The following is a 21,650-nucleotide window of genomic DNA, read 5'->3' as shown; positions in this document are numbered from 1 at the left end:
CGTCGTGGTACCAGGCATGCGAGGACACCCGGTGGATGCCGCCGATGGCGCGACGCAGGACCGAAGGTCGCCAGATTTCACGAGCGCGGGCATGCGCCAGCAGCGGGTGGCTGGGCGCGTCGCACTCGATGCCGATGGCGAAGTTGCCGGTGTCGGGGTGTTCGATGGCAAAGTCCAGCCCGAATGCATCGCCTTCGCTGGCGGCGGCCGCATTCCATCCCAGCGACTGCAGGTAGGCACCGACGATCTGCGTGAACCCGTCGGCGGGCGCCGCGTGGGTGCGGTTTGCCACGCTGCGGTCGGTCTGCAGGCGATCCAGCAGCCGTGCGCTGCCGTCGAACTGGCCGGCACACAGGGCGCGGGCGTACTCCAGGTAACCCTGCAGGTAGTCGCGCGGGCTGGCCGGGGCGCGCTGGGTGTTGAACAGGTCGGAGATGTCGGCGATCGGCATCGAGGTGATCATCACCACCCGTTGCCGGGCGCGGGTGACGGCCACGTTGAGGCGGCGCTCGCCGCCGGTCTGGCCGAGCACGCCGAAGTTGCGCCGGAAGGTGCCCTGCGCGTTGCGGCCGAAGGTGGAGGAAAACACGATGATGTCGCGTTCGTCGCCCTGTACGTTTTCCACGTTCTTGACGAAGACCGCCATGTCCTCGCCGTCTTCGCTGCGCTCGCGTTCCTCGGCGAATGCGGCGCGGAAGGCGGCATCCTGCCCGGCGCGCTGCTCCAGGTGTTCCTCGATCAACTCGGCCTGCTTGCGATTGAAGGTGACCACGCCCACCGAGGGGCGCATGGCATAGGGCTGTTGCCACAGTTGGGCCAGGTACTCCACCACACGCGCCGCTTCGGCAGGGTTGCTCTGGTGCTGGTACACACCGTCGACCTGGATCAGTTCCAGCGGCTTGATCCGCGCGATGCTGCTGCGCGGATGACGTACCGGCACGTTGAGCCGGTTGCCGTAGAAGGCTGCATTGGAGAAGCCGATCAGTTCGCGGTACGCCGAGCGGTAGTGGATCTGAAGCGTGGTGCTGGGCAGGGCATTGCGGGCCAGCTGCAGCAGGTCCGGGCAATCCTTGATCTCGCGCCGGTTCCAGGTTTCCTCGAAGGCGTCGCGCTGCTCGGCATCGACCTCGGCGTCGGGCTCGTCGCCATCGAAGACCTCTGCTTCATCGCTTTCCACCCGGCTGGAGAAGAAGGCGGTGGGCGGCATCTGCTTTTCATCACCGCTGACGACCGTGACCCGGCCACGGAACAGCGTGGGCAGGGCGAACTCGACCGGCATCTGCGAGGCCTCGTCGTAGATCACCGTGTCGAACAGCCCCGCCTGCAGTGGCAGCACGCGGCTGGCCACGTCCGGGTTCATCAGCCAGACAGGGCGCAGGTGCATCAGGCCCAGTTCGCTGCCCAGCTCGATGAACTCGCGCAGGCGGCGCGACCGGCGCCCGGTCAGCCGGGTGACGTCTTCCCACTGCTTGCGGTTGCCCAACTGCTCCAGGTCGATGTGGGTGCCCAGCATCTGGCGGTTGAGCCGGCGCATCTGCTGGTCGGCAGCTGCCAGGCTGGCGACCTTGGCCTGGGTTTCATCCTGGCCGAACTGCAGCGCCGGGTTCGCCTGCTCCATGCGGTGCTTCCAGCCCAGCCGTGCTTCGCGATGCAACAGGCGGCGCACGGCCGGCTCCAGCGCGTCGCTGGAAAGAGTATCCAGCTGCGGTTGCAGCTGGCGCAGCAGTGCCAGCAGCTCCAGGTCTGCACCCGACAGCTGCCCGGCGCGCCCGCGGAAGGCCTGGTAGGCAGCCAGATGGGGCAGGGCATCGTGCAGGTGCTGCAGCACCTGGGCGTTGCTGTGGTTGTGGGCGATGGCGGCGGCCAATGCATCGACCAGCGCCTGCTCCAGCCAGTCGGCCAGCAATGCGAGCTGCTGCGCGCTGGCATGGCGGGCGGCATGCCGGGCGAGCGAGGCATCCAGGTCCTGCAGCAGTGCGTCCAGGTGCGCGCGGTCGCCCGCCAGGGCAGCGTCGTCGGCCTGCTGGGGGCGCGGCGACTGCGCCAGCGCCTGCGCCAGTGCCTGCACATCCAGCAGTTGGCGCCCGCTGGCGCGCGCCAGCGGGCCCAGCGCGATGCCGGTCTGTTGGTCAACCGGGTCCAGCGCCAGCTGCCGGTGCAGGCCGGCCAGTTCGGTGCGCAGTGGGCGCAGGCGCGCTTCCAGCGTCGCGGCGGCCAGCAGTGCTGCGGTGCCCGCTTCCCCCATCGCATGGGACTGCGCCTGCAGGACGCGGTTCACCCGGTGCCGGCGCAGCAGGTGCAGCGGGTTGATGCGCGCCAGCAGGCCGCGCGCGCCCAGCACGCGCGCCGCGTCGCGCTGCAGCTGCGCAAGCGTGCGCTCGTCGATGCTGGCGAGCGCCGGTGACAGCGTGCTGGAGTAGGCGTCAAGGTCGAGCGCCGCCACCGCCTTCTCGATCTGCTGCAGCCGGTCCAGCGCGATGTCGCCGTGACTTGGCTGCCCCGCGCGTGCGGTGCGGAACAGCGGCAGCCAGCGTGCCAGTCGGCTGCGTTGTGCGTCATCCAGGCCGAGCAGGGTCGCCACGTGCGCCGACTTCCAGGCCTGGTGCGGCGCGGGATCGTCCAGCTCGAAGCTGGCCGGGTGCGCCAGCAGGATCGCCTGCCGGTGCTGCTCGGCCGCAGTGAACGTCTGCAGGGCGGCAACGAACGCGGCGAGGGTGTCCGCGTCGGCCGCGAAGGGGCGCAGCTGCGCCAGCGGGCTGCCCTCGTAACGGGCCGGCAGCCACAACCGGATCAAGGGCGCGCAGGCTTCTTCGCGCTGCACCAGGGTGGGCAGGTCCAGTGCCAGCAGGCGTTGGCGCAGGGCGGGCAGGACCAGCGGGGGCGTGCCGGCGTCCAGCGCGATCAGTTCGCCGAGCAGGCGCCGGTAGCTCAGCCCGGTGGCGTCGTCGATCTGGTGCAGGCTGTGCTGGTGGCGATCCAGTTCGCCTTCCAGTGCCTCGATCCGCGCGGCCACCTGCTGGCGCTGCTGCTGCCAGGCCGTTTGCGTGGTGCCGGCGGTGAACAGGGCATCGAGCTGCTCGCGGATGCTGCGGATGACCGGTTCGCGGTCGCGGTTGACGTCGTTGAGCATGACCACGCGCTGGCCCAGCCCTTCGGCCACCAGGCGCTTGTGCACCACTTCCAACGCCGCATGCTTCTGGCAGACGATCAGCAGGCTGCGTTGCCGGCCGATCGCGTCGGCGACCATGTTGACGATGGTCTGGCTCTTGCCGGTGCCAGGCGGACCTTCGATCAACAGGCCCGGTCCCTGCCGTGCCTGCAGCACCGCCGCTTCCTGCGAGGGATCGCTGGCCACGGTGAAGTAGCGCTGCAGCTCCGGCGTGGCAGGCGAGGCCGTGCCGTCGGTGTCGGTCGGCGGTGCCAGCCGCAACGCGGTTTCCAGGCCGGTGCCGGACGGCGACAGAACCTTGAGCTGGCGCAGGTCTTCGCCGATGGCCTGGCCCATGAACGTGACATGGAAAAGTACCGCGGCGCACTCCAGTTCGTCCTGGTAGGGCGCCACCTCCACGCTGCTCGGGGGCAGGCCGACCAGGCTGCGCGAGCGGATCGTGGCCAGCATCCCGAAGGCATCCATGACATCGGCGGCGCGGATCGCCGAGCGGCCCAGCAGTTCGTCGGCGGTGCTGCGCCAGCGCTTGCAGGTTTCGGCCCCCAGTACGCTTTCAAGCGCAGGGTTGAGCCGTACTTCCTCGCGTTCGCCATCGAAGGCCAGCCCGACCTGGCCGCGCGTGCCCGGCTCCAGCAGCAGCGTGGCCGGCCACAGCAGCAGCGGAATGATGCGGGTGCGCGAGGTGCCGCGCGGGTCGCGGCTGAGCAGGAATGGAAAACCCAGATACAGCCCGTCGATGCCGGTGTCGCGCTTGTACAGCGCGCTCTGCCGTGCCAGGGCCATCAGGCGGGGCTCCAGCAGCGGGTTGCGCTGGAACGATTCGGGGTCCAGCTGCACGGCGCGCGCATTGCGTTGCAACAGGTGATCGAGCAGCGCGGCGGCGGGGCGCCGGGCGCTGTCCACGTCGTGCATGTCCACGCGTGCGGTGGTCTTGCCGATGCTCATGCGCACCAGCGGGCCGCGCATCACTGCGGTGACCACCTTCTTTTCGAAGAAGTCCAGGATCTGCGAGACGTACTGCTGCTTCTGCGGCTGCAGCCAGCGGCAGGCGGGCACGGCCAGCACCACCAGGGCGCGCGCCAGCGGCATGCGCCGTTCCAGCCGGAACTGTTCGGCCCAGCCATCCACCACCGGCAGGCCGGAGCGGGCGAAGCCCAGGATGCGCGCGTCCACGCTGCGATACAGCTCGGTACGCGGGTGCTGCAGCAGGGCCGCGGCTGCGTCGCTGTCGAAGGCGTCCAGACCGGCGCTTTCGGCGAGCGTGGCCGCCTCGGCAAGGATGGCCTCGGCGCTGCGGAACTGGCCGATTTCCGCGCTCAGCAATACGATCAGGTCTTCTTCGGCCACCACCCGGCGCTCGGCCAGCGACAGCAGCCCGGGATGCGCGGTGTCAGGCAGCAGGCGCTGGCGTTCCTGCCATTGCGAGGCCAGCTTGGCCCGCGAGGTGGACAGCAGGTAGACGCGCAGGGATTCCTCGACCAGGGCGATGTGCTGGTGCAGCGCGCGCTGGCGTACGCTTTCCTCGCGCCGCTTGAGCCTGCACAGCCAGTTGTCGGTCTGCAGGTGTTCCAGCAGGTCCGGTACCGAACCGCTGATCAGCCGGTAGCCCTCCAACGGGTGCCCAAGCAACCAGCCGGGTGTGACGATGTCGCCCCGATGGATCAACGGCATTTCCGGGTTGAGCACCTTCAACGCCAGCATCAGCCGGAAATCGTCCTCGATGCCTTCGTGGCGGGCAACCTGGCGCAGCCCCGCGACGCGGGTGGCAGGCAGGCCGACCTGCTCGGCCCAGGTGACGATCGCCCCGCGCAGCAGGTGGTCCAGCGCCTGGTCCCAGCCATCGGCCTGCGCGGCGGCCAGCGCGAACACGGCCGGGCGATGATAGCGGCGCGTGCCCAGCGGGAGGCTGGCGCCGTCGCCCTCATCGTGCGCGTGCTGCGCCGCCGGTGGCGCCGGCACGGCGATGCCGGCCAACCAGTCGGCCACCTGCGGCCATTGCCAGCGCTGGTGGCGATCGCGGGCCAGCAGCCCACGCAGCAGCAGCGCCAGCTCCGGGTCCAGCGTTTCCGGAATCGGGACACCATTAGCCAGCACGTGGATCAGGAACGCATTGGGATGGATGCCGTCGAAGCAGGCGCCGTCGGTGAGCTGTTCGAGCAGGATCATCCCCAGGCTCCACCAGTCCGACGCCGCTGCCACGCCACCGGCGATCGCCTCGGGCGCCATGTAGCGGCTGATCTCCAGGGGCGAGACGATGTCCAGGTCGAACTCGGACAACCGGGCCGAACCGAATCCGCTGATCACCAGGTCCAGTGGCGCGCGCGCCCGCACCAGCAGGCTGGCCGGGCGCAGGTCGCGGTGGCGCAGCCCGGCTTCGTTGAACGCATGCAGCGCCTGGCCCAGTTCGCTGACGATATGCCGGACCGCATCGCGGTCGCCGATCACGCTGCCCAGTTCGGCCAGGGTGCCACCGGTGAGCATTTCCACCACTTCAAACGCGCGGTCATCCCAGCGCCCGGTGGCGATGATCTCCGGCACGTGCGCGCGGGGCAGGCGGCGGATCACATCGTAGATGGCCGGGTCGGGCTCGGCACCGGGGCGGTACAGGGTCAGCACGGCCTGCACCGCCGTGGTGGTGTGTTCGGTTTGGTAGCGGTCACGCACGCCGTCGGTGCTGCTGATCTGGCGCAGCAGCCGCCAGCCATCGATGACCGTTTCGCTGCTGTCGGCCACCGGAGGCGGCAGGTCCGCCGCCGCCGTCCCATCGGTCGCGCTGGCGCCGCAGTGCAGGCACATCAGGTCGCCGGGGGTCATCGGGTGGCCGTTGTCGCAGACCACCTCCGCGGCAACGGCGCCGACCGTCGATGCCTGCACCGCTGCCTGGGTGACCACGCTCTGCGGCCGCCAGCCATCGGGATGGATCGGCTCGCCGGCCAGATCCCAGCCGCACGCGTGCGCATCGACATGGCCTTCGCAGAACATCTCGGCCAGCGCGCGTTCGGTGTGGCAATTGGGGCAAAAACGAATCATGGACTTACTCGACTGGACGACGCGATGAAGTGTGTGCGCTGGTCTGTACCTGGTGGCCCTGCGCGCGAAGCAGCTCGCGCAGGCGCAGCAGGTCGCCGCGGCGGGGGATGCCGGCCATCCAGACGGTGCCGGTGGCATCGAACATCAGGTCAAGTGCCTTGTCGGCCGGCGTGCTGGCCCGCTCCAGGCCGGCCAGGCGCGACCGACCCAGCGCGGTGAGCAGGGTGAGGCGCTGGTTGTCGCTGCCGCGCAGCGCCAGCGACTGGTCCGCCTGTTCGAGGTAGGGGTCGCTGATCACCGCATCGATCAGGTCGCGCGCCTGGTCCAGCATGGGCTGCAGCGTTTCCAACGGATGGCCGCTGTACACCAGGATGTCCGCGGCGGTGCGTTGGCGCAGCCCCACCAGCATCTGCAGCAGGGCGTCGAACTGGTCGAACGGCTCGCCGCCGGAAATGGTGACGCCGTCGGCCTGGTCCAGCCACGGGGCCACCTGCTCGAGCAGGGAGGCCACGTCCACGACGGTGCGCCCCGGGCCCCAGGTGTCGGCTGAAATGCAGCCGCTGCAGCGGATGCTGCAGCCCTGGAACCAGATGCCCAGGCGTTGCCCCGGCCCCAGCGTGGTCACCGGGAAATGCACGCGCGACAGCTGCAGGGGACGGTTCAACCGCGTTCCAGGTGGAGTACGTTGGCATCCACCGCAATGATGGTGAACTGCTGGCCGGGCTGCGCGTCCTGGTCGAACAGGGCACGCGCCAGCGGGTTGAGCAGGTGCGCCTCGAGCTGGTTGCGGATGCCGCGTCCGCCGTTGGAGAGGTCCTTCAGGCATAGCGCGCGCAGCGCGTCGCGGGCCGGCGCGGCCAAGGCCACGCGCAGATGCTGGGCCTGCAGGTCGGCCAGGGTCGCGTCGACCATCTGGTCGAAGATCTGCACCGCGACCTCCTCGCGGATGAAATCGAACACGATGATGTTCTCGCCGATCCGGTTGAGGATCTCCGGCCGGTTCAGGACCAGCTTGAAGTGCCGGTCGATTTCGTCGAGCACCTTGCTCTGCACCTGCTCGAAGGGCTCGCCGGGCAACACGTTGGCCACGCGCTCGCCATGCTCGCCCTGACGGTAGATGCCCAGATTGGAGGTGAACACGATCAGCGCCTCGGAGAAGTACACGCGGTCGCCACGCCCGGACGTGAGCACGCCGTCATCGAGGATCTGCAGGAACTTGTCGAGGATGCGCGGATGGGCTTTCTCGATCTCGTCGAACAGGACCACGCTGAACGGCTTCTCGCGGATGGCGTTGGTCAGTTCGCCGCCCACGTCGTAGCCCACGTAGCCGGGCGGGGCGCCGATCAGCCGCTGGTCGGCATGCTCGGCGCTGAACTCGGACATGTCGAACCGGATGTAGGCGCTTTCGTCACCAAACAGCAGGCTGGTGACGGTCTTGGCCAGCTCGGTCTTGCCCACGCCGGTCGGGCCGGCCAGGAACGCCACGCCGCGCGGCCGGTTGCCCTTGCGGCTGGCACCCACGCCGGTCATGGCGCGCTTGACGATGTCCAGCATGTGGGTCACCGCATGGTCCTGGCCCTTGACCCGTTGGTGGACGAACGCGTCGCCCATGCGGATGCGCTGCCGGTCAATGCGCAGCCAGGGGTCTTCGGTGACCCCGACCTTGTAGCGGCGCACGGCGTCGCCGATCTGGTCCACCGCCACCCCTTCGACCCGGGCCAGCTGCGCGATGGCACTGAGGTCCAGCAACAGCAGCCCCTCGGTGCTCTGCACGAATGCATCCACCGCCTGCGCGGTGGCCTCGGCACTGGCGTCCGGGGCACCGGCCAGACCCTTGAGCAGGGCCGGGGCCAGTGCGCGCCGGGTGAGCTGGTCCGGCTTGGCCACCGGAATGTGGCGGATGCGCGGGTTGCCGACCAGCAGCCAGTCGGGCAGGTCACCTTCCTTCTCCACTACCCAGAGCACCGTGTTGAAGAACGGCTTGCGCTGCACGCTGCCCGGTCGGCTGCGTGCCTGGTGGGAGAGCACCAGGGCCTGGGTGAACAGCTGGTGTTCGGCGGCGCTGAGGGCGTCGCTGCGCACTGCCAGCCGCGAGGCGAAATCGATGATCACTGCCACCGGCTCGCCTTGGCGCACGACCAGCCGCTGGAGCGTGGCACTGAGCAGGTCGATACCGGCGGGCGCGGCGCCGTCCACCGGGGTCAGCCCCAGCGATTGCAGCAGGGCGATGCCGCTGGCGGGATCGGTGCCGGGGCGTTCCAGGGCGCGGAAGCCGGCCAACGGATCCCAGCCCAGCACCTGCGCATAGCCCTGGTCGAGCAGGGTGTTGCACAGGGTCTGATTGAAGCTCTGCGCGGTGACCGTGCCCGGTGCCACTTCGGCGGCCTGCAGGTCGCGGATGTTCCCGGAAAGCACGAACTGGCTCTTCAAGGGAAGGAAACGAACAAGATCGCGCTGCCAGCGCGGACCTTCAAACACATTCTTCCCTGACATCCTGCTGCCTGCTGTTCCCATGGTAGGGGGCAGGGTATTGCGCGCAGGCGCCAATTTCCAGCGCGTGCGGCTAGCCCGCCGCCGCGCCTGGCCGCGCCTGCGCCTTCCATCCGGCGGCGATCTCCACCCGCGGGCGCGGGTGGTCATGCAGCTGCATGAACCGCTCCGGGTCCACCGGGCGTCCCAGCAGGTAACCCTGCAGATAGTCGCAGCCCAGCCGTTCCAGGTAGGCGCGCTGCCCGGCGGTCTCGACGCCTTCGGCCACGATGTCCATGTCCAGCGCGTGTCCCAGCGCCACGATCGCCGAGACGATCACCACGTCTTCGGAGCTGTTCTCCAGGTCGCGCACGAAGGCGTGGTCGATCTTGATCTCGGTCGCCGGCAGGCGCTTGAGGTAGAGCAGGCTGGAGTAGCCGGTACCGAAATCGTCGATGGAGATGCCCACGCCCAGCGCCGCCATCGCCAGCAGCAGCGTCAGGCTCGCCTCGGTGTCGCGCATGACCGTGTTTTCCGTGATTTCCAGGATCAGCCGGCGTGGTTCGATCCGGTGGGTCTGCAGCGCCTCGCGCACTTCCCGCAGCAGGTTGGGCGAGGCGAACTGGATCGGGGAGAGGTTCACCGAGACCGTCCAGCCGTCATGCCCGGCGTCGTGCCACACACGCAGCTGGCGGCAGGCTTCGTCCAGCGCCCACCGGCCGATCTCGTTGATCACGCCGCTGCGCTCGGCCAGGCGGATGAAGCGGTCTGGCGGAATCAGTCCCTGCTGGGGATGGCGCCAGCGGATCAGGGCTTCAGCGCCACTGACCGACTGCCCGGCCACGCGGGTCTTGGGTTGATAGTGCAGGAACAGCTGCTCGGTGCCGATCGCGCGGCGCAGGTCGGCCAACAGCTGGAACTGCTGTTCGGCGCTGTCGTTCATCCACTCGGCAAACAGCACGTAGGCATTGCGCCCAGCCTCCTTGGCCTGGTACATCGCGGCATCGGCGAAGGCCATCAGCTGCCGCTCGCTGGCGGCGTGGTCCGGACAAATCGCGATGCCGACGCTGGCCGTCACCTGCAGGTCGTGGCGCGGCAGCAACGGCTCGCGGCCGACGGTCTGGAGGATGCGGCTGGCCAGTGTCGCCACGTCTTCGTCGTTCTCGATCGGCACCACCAGCACGAATTCATCGCCGCCCAGCCGCGCCAGCATGTCCGCCGGGCGCAGCAGCTTGCGGGTGCGGTCCGCCACGGCGACCAGCAGGGCGTCGCCGGTCTGGTGGCCGTAGGCATCGTTGACCTGCTTGAAGCCGTCCAGGTCCATGAACATCACCGCAAACCGTCTGCCGCGCTGCTCCGCTTCGGCCAGGGATTGCTCGATCCGCTGCTGCAGCAGGCGGCGATTCGGCAGGCGGGTGAGCGGGTCGTGCAGGGCCGCCTGGGTCAGCTCGGCGTAGGCATCGTCAAGCGAACTGCTCAGGTCGGTGTTGCGCAGACGCAGCAGCTGGGCCTCCATGCGCTGGTCGAGCCAGGACACGATCAGCACCACCGCCAGGATCGCGATGGTCAGGGCCAGTACCACCAGTGCCAGCCACTGCGCCTGCAGGCCCTCTCCGCCGGCGGCACCGCAGATGCTGCCCGCGGGGAAGCGGGCGGCGGCCATCCCGGTGTAGTGCATGCCCACGATCGCCGTGCCCAGCACCAGTGCCGGCGCGGCACGGTCGCGCAGGCGCCGATGGCTGCTGCGCAGGCGGAAGGCGATGAGCAGCGCGGTCCAGGAGGCGACGACGGCGATGAGCAACGACAGGGCCACCCAGCCGGGGTGGTAGTCGATGCCGGGCTGCATGTGCAGCGCGGCCATGCCCAGGTAGTGCATCGCGGCGATGCCGCTGCCCATCAGCAGTGCGCCAAGCGCGAGGCGGCCGTGCGGCAGGGTCGGTTGCGAGACCAGCCACAGCGCGAAGATGGACGAGGCCATCGCAGCCAGCAGCGAAACCGTGGTCAGGCCGAGCGCATAGCCGAGTGGGATGGGCAGGCGGAAGGCCAGCATCCCGATGAAATGCATCGACCAGATGCCCAGCCCCATCGCGCAGCCGCCGCCGATCAGCCACAACCAGGTGGTACGGCGCGTGGCCGCGGTGGTGACGCGGCCGGCCATGTCCAGCGCAGTGAACGAGGCCAGCACGGCAACCAGGAATGACACGATCACCAACCACGGGGTGTAACTGCCGATCAGCATGGATGACGCTCTCCTTGGTCAACGCCTGAGCGATACGACAGAACGCGCCGCCATCAGCGCAGAGCACGGGTGAAGATTTCGTCGTCAGCCAAGACTAACGCCACGCACCGGGGGGATCGCAAGTGGCAGGCGTGCAGGGCGATGCGGTGGCCACGCGGTTGTCCCGCAGGTGTCCCGGGTCAGCGGCTGACGCTGTCGGCGGCATCGAACGCCGCATCGAACAGGCGTTGCACGGGCGGGCCCATCTCACCGGCCAGCACGGTGAGCAGGAACAGCCCCAACAGCAGCGCGACCGGCAGGCCGAGCTGGATCGGGTTCAACGCGGGCGCCGCACGGGCCAGTACGCCGAAGGCCAGGTTGATCGCCAGCATCGCAACGGTCAGCGGCAGCGCCAGCGTGAGCGCGCCGCGGAACACCTGCAGCAGGAACGTCGGTGCGATGCTCAGGAACGCCTGGGGGTCGGGCAGCGCGGTGCCGATCGGCAGGGCCTTGTAGCTGTCCATCAGCAATGAGATCAGCGCCAGGTGGCCATTGGCGGTGAAGAAGAGCAGGCCGAACAGCAGATAGAACCATTGCCCGATCACGCCGGAGCTGCCGCCACGCAGCGGGTCGCTCATCTGCGCGAAGGCCAGGCCGGTCCCCTGCGCGACCAGCTCGCCGGCCATCGCACCGGCCTCGAACACCAGCCGCAGCACGAAGCCGATCGACACGCCGATCGCCAGTTCGCGGGCAATGGTCAGCACCGTGGCCGCATCGAAGCCGGTCCATTCCGGTACTGGCGGTAGCATCGGCGACAGCGCGATGGCCAGCGCGCCGGCCAGCAGCACGCGGATCCGGGAGGGCACCGCGCGGGTGCCGATCAACGGCATGGCCATCAACATCGCGCCGATGCGCAGCATCGTCCACAGGATCGTGCCGATCATGCCGAAGGCCTGCAGGCCGTCGGCGGCCATCTGGGTCGCGGAATCCACGGCGGCTGGCCTCAGCCGATCAGGTGCGGGATGCGCTGGAACAGCAGCGTGGTGTATTCGACCAGATGGCCGATCAGCAGGCTGCCCAGCGCGAACAGCACCACGGTCAGAGCCGCCGCCTTGGCGACGAAGGCGATGGTCGGCTCGTTGAGCTGGGTCGCGGCCTGGACCACGCCGACCACCACGCCGACGATCAGCACGGTGAGCAGCAGCGGGCCGGCGACCCACAGCACGGTGATCAGGCCACCACGGAGTTCGGTCAGGGCAAGTTCGGGCGTCATGTCGGTCTCGGGTCCGTATCGATCAAGCAGGGCGGTCAGACCGCATTGAAACTGGCGGCCAGGGTGCCCACCACCAGGACCCAGCCATCCACCAGCACGAACAACAGTATCTTGAACGGAGCGGAGACCAGCATCGGCGAGAGCATCATCATGCCCATCGACATCAGCACGCTGGCCACGACCAGATCGATGATCACGAACGGGATGAAGATCAGGAAGCCGATCTCGAAGGCGGTCTTCAGCTCGCTGGTGACGAACGAGGCGACCAGGATCGGGAACGGAATGGCATCCGGGCTGGAGTAGGTGCCGTGCCCGGCCATGCCCGCGAAGGTCATCAGATCGGTCTCGCGGATCTGCGCCAGCATGAAGGCGCGCAGCGGCTGGGTGGTCAGGGTCCAGGCAGTCTGGAAATCGATCTCGCCGTTGAGGTAGGGCGCCATGCCGCTGCCCCACGCCTTCTGCCACACCGGCAGCATCACCATCGCGGTGAGGAACAACGCCAGGCCGAGCAGCACTTGGTTGGATGGGGTCTGGCCGGTGCCCAGTGCCTGGCGCAGCAGGCCGAGCACGATGATGATGCGGGTGAAGGCGGTCAGCACCAGCAGCATCGACGGGATCAGGGTGATCGCCGTCATCAGCAGCAGGGTCTGCAGCGGCAGGCTCACCGGCTGCCCGCCGATCTTGCCGACATTCACATCCGGCAGTGCGGGCACGCCCGGCACGCCGGGCGCTGCCCAGGCCAGGGCGGGCAGCGCGCACAGCAGGGCAGTCAGCAACAGCGGCAGGTAACGGGTCCAGGAGGTACGGGGGCCACGCATGTTCAGGGTTCCTTGCGCAGCCGCTGTTGCAGCAACTGGGCGAAATTCGGGAGTTGTTTGAAATCGGGAAGGCGCGCCGGCGCCGGCGGCGGCAGGGGGTCGGGAAGCTGATGCAGCGTATTGATGCCGCCGGCCGTGACGCCCAGCAGCAGCTGGGTGCCATTGACCTCGACCACCACCACGCGCTCCTTGGCGCCGACAGTGAGGCTGGCGACCACGCGCAGCCCCTCGGCCGGGCGGAAGCCGCTGCCGGGCATGCGCTTGAGCAGCCAGCCCAGGCCGACGATCAGTGCCAGCACGCCCAGCAACGCCAGCACCGCACCGAACATGCCCGGTGCGGCGGAGGCATGCTGGCCGACCTTGACGGTCGAGGCGCCGGCCGCGATCAGCAGCCCGGCACTCAACGCAGTCTCCGGATCCGTTCGCTCGGGCTGACCACGTCGGTCAGGCGCACGCCGAAGCGATCGTTGATCACCACCACCTCGCCATGGGCGATCAGGGTGCCGTTGACGAACACGTCCAGCGATTCGCCAGCGCCGCGTTCCAGTTCCACCACCGAGCCCTGGTTGAGCTGCAGCAGGTTGCGGATCGGCAGGCGCGCGCGGCCGACTTCCAGCGACAGGGTCACCGGTACATCCAGGATCACATCCAGGTTGAGCTCGTCGCCGACGCTGGCGTCGTCCGACTGCAGCTGGGTGAACTGTGCCGGTGCCGGCTCGTTGGATTCGATATCGTTCATTGCGGGTCTTCCTGCAGTACGGGAACGCGTGGGCGGATGCCCGGGGGATGGGTGGCGGTGATCTTCACCGCGTTGAAACCGTTGGCGACGCCGAACTCACCGGTGAACACCGGCACGTTTTCCACGCACAGCGGCACCTGCTTGGGCAGCTCGATCGGCAGCACGTCACCGATCTTCAGGCGGGTCAGGTCGCGCAGGCTCATGCGCTTGGTGGCGAGCACGCTGGAGAGCGTGACTTCGGCGATGTTGAGCTGCTCGCGCAGCATCACGCCCCAGCTGGCGTCGCGGTCGTTGCGGTCGCTCTGGATACCGGCGTCGAGCAGCTCGCGGATCGGCTCGAGCATCGAGTAGGGCAGGGTGACGTGGATATCGCCGCCACCGCCATCGAGCTCGACATGCAGGCGGCAGACCACCACGTACTCGCGCGGCGTCACGATGTTGGCAAAGTGCGGGTTGATCTCGGAATTGATGTATTCCAGTTCCACGTCCATCACCGGCGCCCAGGCTTCCTGGAGGTCGGCGAAGGTCTGCTTGAGCAGCAGGTGGATCACGCGCATCTCGGTGGCAGTGAACTCGCGGCCTTCGATGCGGGTCGGGTAGCGGCCGTCGCCGCCGAAGAAGTTGTCCACGATCGCGAACACCAGCGTCGGCTCGAACACGATCAGCCCGGTGCCGCGCAGCGGCTTGAAGCGGATCAGGTTGAGGTTGGTCGGCACGTACAGCGAGTGCATGTAGTCATTGAACTTGATCAGCTCGATGCCACGCACGGACAGTTCGGCCGAACGGCGGATCAGGTTGAACAGACCGATCCGCCACAGGCGCGCGAAACGCTCGTTGACCATTTCCAAGGTCGGCATGCGGCCGCGGATGATGCGGTCCTGGCTGGCGAAATCGTACGAACGCGCCTCGCCGGGCGTGGGTGCGTCGATGTCGGTCTCGACCGCACCGGAATCCACGCCGTGCAGCAGGGCATCGATCTCATCCTGGGAAAGCAGGTCATTCATGGTCGCCCTTACTGGGTCACGAAACTGGTGAACAGCAATTCGTCGGCACCGGGCTTGCCGGTCTCGGCCTTGAGCAGCTTCTGCACTTCGGCCAGGGAACTGGCCTGCAGGCGCTCTTTGCCGGCGCGGTCGGCGATGTCGCTCGGCTCGACCTGCGAGAACAGCATCAGCAGCTTGGCGCGGATGGCCGGGGCATGGAGCTTGATCGCTTCCATCGCGGCCGGGTCACGGCTCATCAGCTGCACTTCGACCTGCAGGTAGCGCGGGCCGTCGAAGCTGCTGTTGAGGTTGACCACGAACGGCGGCTCCAGGCCGAAGTACTGCGCCGGGGCAGGCACTGCGGATTTGCTGGCAGCCGGCTTGGTGGCCTTGTCGTCTTGCTTGGGCTGGGTGAAGTACCAGACGCCGCCACCGGCGGCGCCGGCGGCGAGCACCGCGGCCAGGGCGGTGACCAGGAGCGGACTGCGCGGCTTGGCGGCCTTGTCCTTCTCGGCGGATTTCTTGGTTTTATCGGCGGCTGCGGCCACGAGGGGAAGCTCCAGAGGATTGCTTCCTGCCTACATGCAAACGGTGTGCCTGAATGCCGGGGATCTGGTGCGTCGGGTTTCTGGCGGCGCGGTGGAAGCCGCGCCGCCGCACCGCGCCGGGTCACGCGTAGGCGTCGACCAGGCCGCGCTGGCGGATCAATTGCGAGGGCGACAGCGTGGTCTCGGCCAGTGACGGTTCTCCGTCCTTGCCGGTCATCCCGCTGCCGGCGTTGCCACGTCCGCCGTCCGGCGCGGTCTGCTGTTGGCCCACATCGGCATGGCCAAGCTGGAAGCCCTGTTCGCCGAGCAGCTCGCGCAGGCGCGGCAGGCTGCTTTCCAGTGCGTGGCGCACATCGGCATGGGCACTGGTGAAGCTCGCATGGACCTTGTCCCCATCCAGCTGCAGGCGCACGTCGATCGGGCCGAGGTCGTTCGGGGTGATCTTGATGTGGGCGTGGCCGATCCTCTGGTCCGCCAGCCAACCGACCCGGGCGCCGACGGCATCATCGAAATCCTCACCGCCCAGGTGTGGGGTGGCGGTGGGGGAGCCGGTGAACAGGCTGGCCATCACCGGCTTGGCTTCGGTCATGCCGTGCAGGGCATGCAGCAGCGGCGTGGCCGGTGCATCCGGACCGTCGGCGGTTGCCGCGGTCAAGGCATCGGTGAAGGTCTTGAGCAGCGGGGCATCGTCGGCCGCGGCGGCGTCCGCAGTCAGGGCGGGCAGTGCGATGCCGCCCTCGGTGGAGGGGCTGGGAGGTGCCGGCGCCGGTGCGGCACCGTCGGCCGCCTGGGCGCCCGCCGTCAACGTGGGCAAGGCCGCATTGGCGCCCGTCGCCGGGCCGGCGAGGCCTGCCACGGCCGGGGTCGGCGCGGGTACCGGCAGGCCGTTCAACGCCAGGCCGGCCAGGCCCAACGGTGGCCAGGCGGCCTCGGTGTCGTCCGCTGGCTCGGCGGCGGGCTTTTCGGCACGGGCCGATGCTGGCGTGCCGGCGTCGGCGGGAGCGGGCGTGTCCTCGGCAGTCCTGGCACCGGACGTGGCAGGACGCGTTGCTGCGTGCTTGTCCTGGCGCGATGTGTCTGTCGCCGCGTGCTTTCCGGCATCGCGGCTGCTGCCCGCCTTGCGCGGCGTATCGCTGCGCGGTGCTTCGCTGCCTGGCTTGAGCAGTGCGTCAAAGTCCCGACGGTCGCCGCTGCGTTTGTCGTTGCTGTCGGCCCGGGCACCGGAAGGCGTGCTGCCCGCGTTCTGTGCCGGCGCGGCGCCGCCGAGCAGGGCGGCGGGCATCACGGGGTCTCTCCGTTCTCGCCGTCTTCGCGCTGTGACTGGCGCGAGCGACGCGCACCCAGGTCATCCATCTCGCGCTGGTCGCGGCGGTCGGTGACGACCTTTTCCTGGGCGCGGTAACTGGCGGCCAACTGTTCCAGCACCTGCTTGTCACGGCTGGCCAGCAGCAGGCGGGCGCGTTCGGCGTCGACCTTTTCGCGGTTGTTGTCCACGGTTTTGCGCTGCTGGGCGACCGCGCTGTCCAGGCGATCCAGGAATGCGCGGCGGTTCATCAGCTGGGCCGGGCTGGTGGCCGACATCTGGGCGCCGGCGTATTCCTCGGCGTAACGGCGCAGCTCATCCAGGCGCGACACATGCGTGTCGAGCGCACGCTGGCGCTCGGCCAGGTCGCGGGCGACCTCGTCTTCGTGGTCCTGGGCTCGTTTCAGCAAGGGGTCGAAGCGCTTGGATTGGATCATGGCTTAAGTCTCTGGTTCCACCAGCCGCTTGAGGGCGGCCTGACTGTGCGGCAGGTCGGCGGCCTTGCCGACGTCCTGGCCGAGGAATTCAACGATGTCCGACCAGCGCTCCAGCGCTTCGTCGGTGGCCGGGTCATTACCGCGCTGGTAGGCGCCGATCGCGATCAGGTCGCGGTTGGACGAGTACGCCGACACCAGCCGCTTGAGCTTGCGGATGCGCAGGCGCCACGGTTCGTCGGCGATTTCCGTGACCACGCGGCTGACCGAGGATTCCACGTCGATGGCCGGGTACAGCCCGCTGTCGGCGACCCGGCGCGAGAGCAGGATGTGGCCGTCGAGAATGGCGCGTGCGGCATCGGCGATCGGATCCTGCGGATCATCGCCTTCGGTCAGCACGGTGTAGAACGCGGTGATCGAGCCGCGGCCCTTGGCGCCGTTACCGGCACGTTCGACCAGGGCGGGCAGCTTGGCGAACACCGACGGTGGGTAGCCGCGGGTGGTGGGGGGCTCACCCACGGACAGGCCGATCTCACGCTGGGCCTGGGCGAAGCGGGTCAGCGAATCCATCAGCAGCAGGACGTTCAGGCCCTGGTCGCGGAACCACTCGGCGATCGCGGTGGCGCGGTAGGCACCGTGCAGGCGGGCCAGCGGCGGACGGTCGGCCGGGCTGGCGACCACCACGGCGCGACGCAGGCCCTCTTCGCCCAGCGTGCTTTCCACGAAATCGCGCACTTCGCGGCCACGTTCACCGATCAGGCCGACCACGATGACGTCGGCCGCGGTGTAGCGGGTCATCATGCCCAGCAGTGTCGATTTGCCGACACCGGAGCCGGCGAACAGGCCCACACGCTGGCCGCGCCCGATCGGCAGCAGCGCGTTGATCGCACGCACGCCCACGTCCAGTGGCTGGGTGATCGGCTCGCGCGCGAGCGGGTTGATCGAGACGCCGGCCATGCCGACGGTGCCTTCGGCGCGGATCGGGCCCTTGCCATCCAGCGGCACCCCGTCGCTGTCGATCACGCGGCCGAGCAGGCCTTCGCCCACTTCCACGCCGCCGCGGCCGAGCGAGGGCACGACCCGCGCGTTGGGCAGCAGGCCGTGCAGTTCGGCGCTGGGCATCAGGTAGGTGCGTTCACCGGCGAAGCCGACGACTTCGGCATCGACCCAGCCGCCATCGGCAACTTCCACCTTGCAGCTGGCACCCATCGGTGCCTCGCAGCCGACCGCCTCCAGCGTCAGGCCGACCGCGCGGCGCAGCACGCCCTCGCGGATCAGGCCACGGCCGTGCGCGGTATCCGGGCAGATGTTGTCCAGCCGCGAGGCCAGCCGCAGGTTGCGGGCGGCGGTCCAGTCGGCGGGCGGGGGCAGGGTCTCGGTGTTCATGGGGTGGTTCCGGCTTTGCGGATGACCGCATCCAGTGCGCCGCGCAGGCGTGCATCCAGGGTGCCGTCGATGCGCACGGCTTCGGCGTGTACGCGCAGGTCGCCGCGGCTCAGGCTCAGGTCCGGGGTCAGGCGCTGGTTCGGGGCCAGGTTGAGCACCGGGGCCAGCGCGGCGATGTCGTCCGGGTGCAGGCGCACTTCCACATCGCGGCTCGCGCCGCCGACCGCATCCACCGCTTCGTTGACCAGCTGCGCCAGCAGTTCCGGCTCGGCTTCATAGGCCCGCCCGACCAGGTTGCCGGCCACGCGCACGGCCAGCTCGCCCAGCGCGGCGACCACTTCGTTCTCCAGCCGCACCAGCGGCCGGCTGAAGTTGTCCAGGATGCCCTCGATCTGTGCGATCAGGCGGCGCACCTCGGCCTGGCCCTGGGCCAGCCCTTCGGCGTGGCCCTGATCGAAGCCGTCCTTCTCGGCACTGTCCTGGATCGCCTGGATCTCTTCCAGGGTGGGCAACTGCAGCAGCGGCTCCGGCTCGTGGTCCGGATCGGGTTCGGTGAGCTCGAACTGTTCTTCCGGTGGCGGCTCGGGCACCGCGAGCAGGTCCGGGGCAAGCCAGCGCACGGCATTGTTCACAGCATGGCCTCCGCGTTGCCACCAATGGTGACCGTGCCTTCATCGGCCATGCGCTTGACGATGGCCAGGATCTCGCGCTGCGCCACTTCCACATCCGACAGGCGCACCGGGCCCCGGGCTTCCATGTCTTCCAGCAGGATTTCAGCGGCACGCTGGGACATGTTGCGGGTGATCTTGTCGCGCACCTTGATATCGGCGCCGCGCAGGGCCAGGCCGAGGCGCTCGCCGCTGACTTCGCGCAGCACCAGCTGCAGCTCGCGGTCGTCCAGGTCCACCAGATCGTCGAACACGAACATCAGGTCCTGGATGCGGCCGCTCAGCGGTGCATCGATGCGGGCGATTTCGCCCAGGATCGCCTGGTCCTGCCCGCTGTCCATGAAGTTCAGGATGTTGGCCGCGCACTGCACGCCGCCCACGTTGGACGACTTCAGGTTCTGGTTGCCGGCGAACTGGCGTTCCATGATCTCGTTGAGTTCATTGAGGGCGTTCGGCGGAATGCCATCCAGCGTGGCGATACGCAGCAGTACGTCCACCCGGGTGCGCTCGGGCAGCAGCTTGAGCGCGTCGGCGGCCTGGTCGGTTTCCAGGTGGGCCATCACGATGGCGATGATCTGCGGGTGCTCATTGCGGACCAGGTCTGCGACGGCACGCGGATCCATCCACTTCAGCGCGTCCAGGCCGGTGGTGTTGCGACCCAGCAGGATGCGGTCGATCAGGCTGCCGGCCTTTTCGGTACCCAGCGCCTGCACCAGCATGTTGCGGATGTAGTCGTCCGAGCCCACGCCCAGCGAGGTCTTGGAGCCCAGCTCGCTGCCGAACTGGTCCATGACCCGCTCGACCTGTTCGCGCGTGATGTCGGTCATGGTCGCCATGGCGATGCCGATCTTCTGGACTTCCTTGGGCTCCATGTGGCGCAGCACTTCGGCCGCGTCCAGTTCGCCCAGCGAGAGCAGCAGGACGGCGGCGCGCTGCACGCCGGTCAGCGGGGGAGGTGCATCAATCATTGGCCACCCAGCCCTTGACCACCTGGGCCACGCGCTTGGAATCGGTCTTTACAGCTTCACGCGCCATGCGCAGTCGTTCCTCGTAGGAGTCCACCGGCAGGGCCAGCGGTTCATGTCCGGCCGCGTGCAGGCGTTCGCTGCCGATCGCGGGCAGGCCCTCGCCGTCATCGACCAGCTGCACATCGGCACTGTGGGGTTCCAGCGCGTCGTCCTTGGGCTTGGTCTGCCCGGTGATCGAGCGCAGCGCCGGGCGCAGCACGCCGAACACCAGGGCCAGCACCACGATCGCGCCGAGCAGCAGACGCAGTGCGTCCTGTACCTGCGGCAGCTCCCACCACTTCGGCCCTTCGACCGGGGTGACCTCACGCACGAACGGGGCATTCATCACCGAGACCGTGTCGCCACGCTCGGCATCGAAGCCGACCGCCTGCTTGACCAGCGCTTCAACGCGGGTCAGTTCGGCCGCGGAGAGGGCCTGGTCGGTCATCTTGCCGTTGGCACCGGCGCGCGGCACGTTGTCCACCAGCACCGCCACCGACACGCGCTTGATGCGACCGGCCGGTTGGCGGGTGTGCTGCAGAGTGCGGTCCAGCTCGTAGTTGCGGGTGGCGTTCTTGGAGGTTTCCGTCGGTGCCTGCGCGGTGGCCGGGGCGGCCGCCGGGCCGGGCGGGGTGTTGCTGGCGGCGCCGGGCACGCCCTGTGGGCCGGGCACGTTGCTGCTGTTTTCGCTCATCTGCTCGCTGCGCAGCTTCTGCGGCTCGCCGTTGTAAAGCTCACGGGCTTCTTCGATCACCGAAAAATCCATGTCCACGCTGACTTCCGGATTGACCCGGCCCGGGCCGGTCATCGGCTCGAGCAGCTCGCGGATGCGCTGGTTAAACGAGGTTTCCTGGCGGCGCACCTGTTCGAACTGGGCGGCATTCATGGCCGCTTCGCTGTTCGGGTCGGAGACGCTGAGCATGCGCCCGCTCTGGTCAACGACGGTAACGCGCTCGGGCGCCAGGTCCGGGATGCTGGCGGCGACCATGTGCACGATCGCATCGATCTGGCCGCGTTCGAGCTGCTGGCCACCGCGCAGTTCCAGCACCACCGAGGCACTGGCCACGTCACGCTGGCGGGTGAAGGCGCTGGGCTTGGGAATGGCCAGGTGCACGCGCGAATCACGGACCGGGCGCAGCGTATTGATCGTGCGCGACAGCTCGGTTTCCAGCGAGTGCTGGTAGCGCGCGTTCTCCATGAACTGGCTGACGCCGAAGCCCGGGTCGCGCTCCATCAGCTCAAAGCCAAGGCGGCCGCTGTCGGTCAGGCCGGAGCCGGCCAGCTTCAGGCGCGCATCGTGCAGGTTCTTTTCCGGCACGGTGATGCCGCCGGTGGCGGGATCCAGCTGGAACGGAATCTGTGCCGCGCGCAGCAGGTCGGTGGCCTCGGCCGTGGCCTTCTGGTCCAGCCCGGTGTACAGCGGCACCATGCCCGGCTTCTGCGACCAGAAGAACACGAACAGGCCTGCCGCCACGGCCACGGCGATCATCGCCATCAGGCCAAGCCGACGGGTGATCTGCAGGCTTTGCAGCCGGTCGAACCACTGCCCAGCCTTTTCGGTGTTCAGTGATTCTTTGGAGAGCGACAGGGCCATGCGTTTCTATC

17 protein-coding genes are annotated in these 21,650 nt (G+C 68.7%); all 17 read right to left on the bottom strand.

Going from position 1 to position 21,650, the window contains the following annotated elements:
* On the bottom strand, positions 1-6,199 hold a 6,199-nt coding region (locus ORK51_RS13825), incomplete at its 3' end, for an AAA domain-containing protein (protein ID WP_266085217.1).
* 4 nt (positions 6,200-6,203) lie between these two features.
* Positions 6,204-6,863 carry a 4Fe-4S single cluster domain-containing protein gene (locus ORK51_RS13820; protein WP_080341543.1) on the bottom strand — a complete coding sequence of 220 codons (660 nt, stop codon included), beginning with the start codon at positions 6,861-6,863 and terminating at the stop codon, positions 6,204-6,206.
* The gene (locus ORK51_RS13815; protein WP_266085213.1) at positions 6,860-8,692 is read right to left on the bottom strand and encodes an AAA family ATPase; all 1,833 of its coding nucleotides are present in this window, start codon (positions 8,690-8,692) and stop codon (positions 6,860-6,862) included. The genes ORK51_RS13820 and ORK51_RS13815 overlap by 4 nt, the downstream gene beginning before the upstream one ends.
* A gap of 70 nt (positions 8,693-8,762) precedes the next feature.
* A complete protein-coding gene (locus tag ORK51_RS13810; protein ID WP_266085211.1) occupies positions 8,763-10,907 on the bottom strand; it encodes a putative bifunctional diguanylate cyclase/phosphodiesterase in 2,145 nt (714 codons plus the stop codon).
* Positions 10,908-11,086: 179 nt separating this feature from the next.
* Positions 11,087-11,878, bottom strand: a complete 792-nt coding sequence (gene fliR / locus ORK51_RS13805) for a flagellar biosynthetic protein FliR (protein WP_266085208.1) — start codon at positions 11,876-11,878, stop codon at positions 11,087-11,089.
* Between the two features lie 11 nt (positions 11,879-11,889).
* Positions 11,890-12,159, bottom strand: a complete 270-nt coding sequence (locus ORK51_RS13800; RefSeq protein WP_019184809.1) for a flagellar biosynthetic protein FliQ — start codon at positions 12,157-12,159, stop codon at positions 11,890-11,892.
* A gap of 35 nt (positions 12,160-12,194) precedes the next feature.
* Positions 12,195-12,977 (bottom strand): flagellar type III secretion system pore protein FliP, encoded by a 783-nt coding sequence (gene fliP, locus ORK51_RS13795; RefSeq protein WP_019184808.1) that lies wholly within the window; start codon positions 12,975-12,977, stop codon positions 12,195-12,197.
* A gap of 2 nt (positions 12,978-12,979) precedes the next feature.
* The gene (gene fliO, locus ORK51_RS13790) at positions 12,980-13,381 is read right to left on the bottom strand and encodes a flagellar biosynthetic protein FliO (protein WP_266085207.1); all 402 of its coding nucleotides are present in this window, start codon (positions 13,379-13,381) and stop codon (positions 12,980-12,982) included.
* A complete protein-coding gene (fliN, locus tag ORK51_RS13785) occupies positions 13,378-13,716 on the bottom strand; it encodes a flagellar motor switch protein FliN (protein ID WP_046273536.1) in 339 nt (112 codons plus the stop codon). The genes fliO and fliN overlap by 4 nt, the downstream gene beginning before the upstream one ends.
* Positions 13,713-14,720, bottom strand: a complete 1,008-nt coding sequence (gene fliM / locus ORK51_RS13780; RefSeq protein WP_019184805.1) for a flagellar motor switch protein FliM — start codon at positions 14,718-14,720, stop codon at positions 13,713-13,715. Before fliM ends, fliN begins: the two co-directional genes overlap by 4 nt.
* Positions 14,721-14,728: 8 nt before the next feature.
* Positions 14,729-15,247: a flagellar basal body-associated FliL family protein gene (locus tag ORK51_RS13775; RefSeq protein ID WP_266085206.1), complete on the bottom strand. Its 519-nt coding sequence runs from the start codon at positions 15,245-15,247 to the stop codon at positions 14,729-14,731.
* Positions 15,248-15,368: 121 nt separating this feature from the next.
* A complete protein-coding gene (locus ORK51_RS13770) occupies positions 15,369-16,529 on the bottom strand; it encodes a flagellar hook-length control protein FliK (RefSeq protein ID WP_266085205.1) in 1,161 nt (386 codons plus the stop codon).
* On the bottom strand, positions 16,529-16,987 hold the full coding sequence (gene fliJ, locus ORK51_RS13765; RefSeq protein ID WP_266085204.1) for a flagellar export protein FliJ: 459 nt from the start codon (positions 16,985-16,987) through the stop codon (positions 16,529-16,531). Before fliJ ends, ORK51_RS13770 begins: the two co-directional genes overlap by 1 nt.
* 3 nt (positions 16,988-16,990) lie before the next feature.
* The gene (locus ORK51_RS13760; RefSeq protein WP_266085203.1) at positions 16,991-18,370 is read right to left on the bottom strand and encodes a FliI/YscN family ATPase; all 1,380 of its coding nucleotides are present in this window, start codon (positions 18,368-18,370) and stop codon (positions 16,991-16,993) included.
* A complete protein-coding gene (locus ORK51_RS13755) occupies positions 18,367-19,002 on the bottom strand; it encodes a FliH/SctL family protein (protein WP_046274284.1) in 636 nt (211 codons plus the stop codon). Before ORK51_RS13755 ends, ORK51_RS13760 begins: the two co-directional genes overlap by 4 nt.
* Entirely contained in the window at positions 18,999-19,985 is a 987-nt protein-coding gene (gene fliG, locus ORK51_RS13750; RefSeq protein WP_026070041.1) for a flagellar motor switch protein FliG, read from the bottom strand. Before fliG ends, ORK51_RS13755 begins: the two co-directional genes overlap by 4 nt.
* A gap of 13 nt (positions 19,986-19,998) precedes the next feature.
* Positions 19,999-21,639: a flagellar basal-body MS-ring/collar protein FliF gene (fliF, locus tag ORK51_RS13745; RefSeq protein WP_019184798.1), complete on the bottom strand. Its 1,641-nt coding sequence runs from the start codon at positions 21,637-21,639 to the stop codon at positions 19,999-20,001.
* Between the last annotated feature and the right edge of the window lie 11 nt (positions 21,640-21,650).

This window comes from Stenotrophomonas sp. RIT-551, from assembly GCF_026241915.1.
GTDB lineage: Bacteria > Pseudomonadota > Gammaproteobacteria > Xanthomonadales > Xanthomonadaceae > Stenotrophomonas > Stenotrophomonas bentonitica_A.
The sequence above is the reverse complement of the archived record's forward strand: the minus strand, read 5'-3'. Positions and strand labels throughout refer to the sequence as shown.

Excerpts from the sequence above, each read along its gene's own strand:
- fliM (WP_019184805.1), bottom strand. The coding sequence starts at position 14,720 with ATGAATGACCTGCTTTCCCAGGATGAGATCGATGCCCTGCTGCACGGC.
- ORK51_RS13810 (WP_266085211.1), bottom strand. The coding sequence starts at position 10,907 with ATGCTGATCGGCAGTTACACCCCGTGGTTGGTGATCGTGTCATTCCTG.
- fliF (WP_019184798.1), bottom strand. The coding sequence starts at position 21,639 with ATGGCCCTGTCGCTCTCCAAAGAATCACTGAACACCGAAAAGGCTGGG.
- ORK51_RS13760 (WP_266085203.1), bottom strand. The coding sequence starts at position 18,370 with ATGAACACCGAGACCCTGCCCCCGCCCGCCGACTGGACCGCCGCCCGC.
- ORK51_RS13800 (WP_019184809.1), bottom strand. The coding sequence starts at position 12,159 with ATGACGCCCGAACTTGCCCTGACCGAACTCCGTGGTGGCCTGATCACC.
- ORK51_RS13770 (WP_266085205.1), bottom strand. The coding sequence starts at position 16,529 with ATGCCCGCCGCCCTGCTCGGCGGCGCCGCGCCGGCACAGAACGCGGGC.
- fliN (WP_046273536.1), bottom strand. The coding sequence starts at position 13,716 with ATGAACGATATCGAATCCAACGAGCCGGCACCGGCACAGTTCACCCAG.
- ORK51_RS13815 (WP_266085213.1), bottom strand. The coding sequence starts at position 8,692 with ATGTCAGGGAAGAATGTGTTTGAAGGTCCGCGCTGGCAGCGCGATCTT.
- fliJ (WP_266085204.1), bottom strand. The coding sequence starts at position 16,987 with ATGATCCAATCCAAGCGCTTCGACCCCTTGCTGAAACGAGCCCAGGAC.
- fliP (WP_019184808.1), bottom strand. The coding sequence starts at position 12,977 with ATGCGTGGCCCCCGTACCTCCTGGACCCGTTACCTGCCGCTGTTGCTG.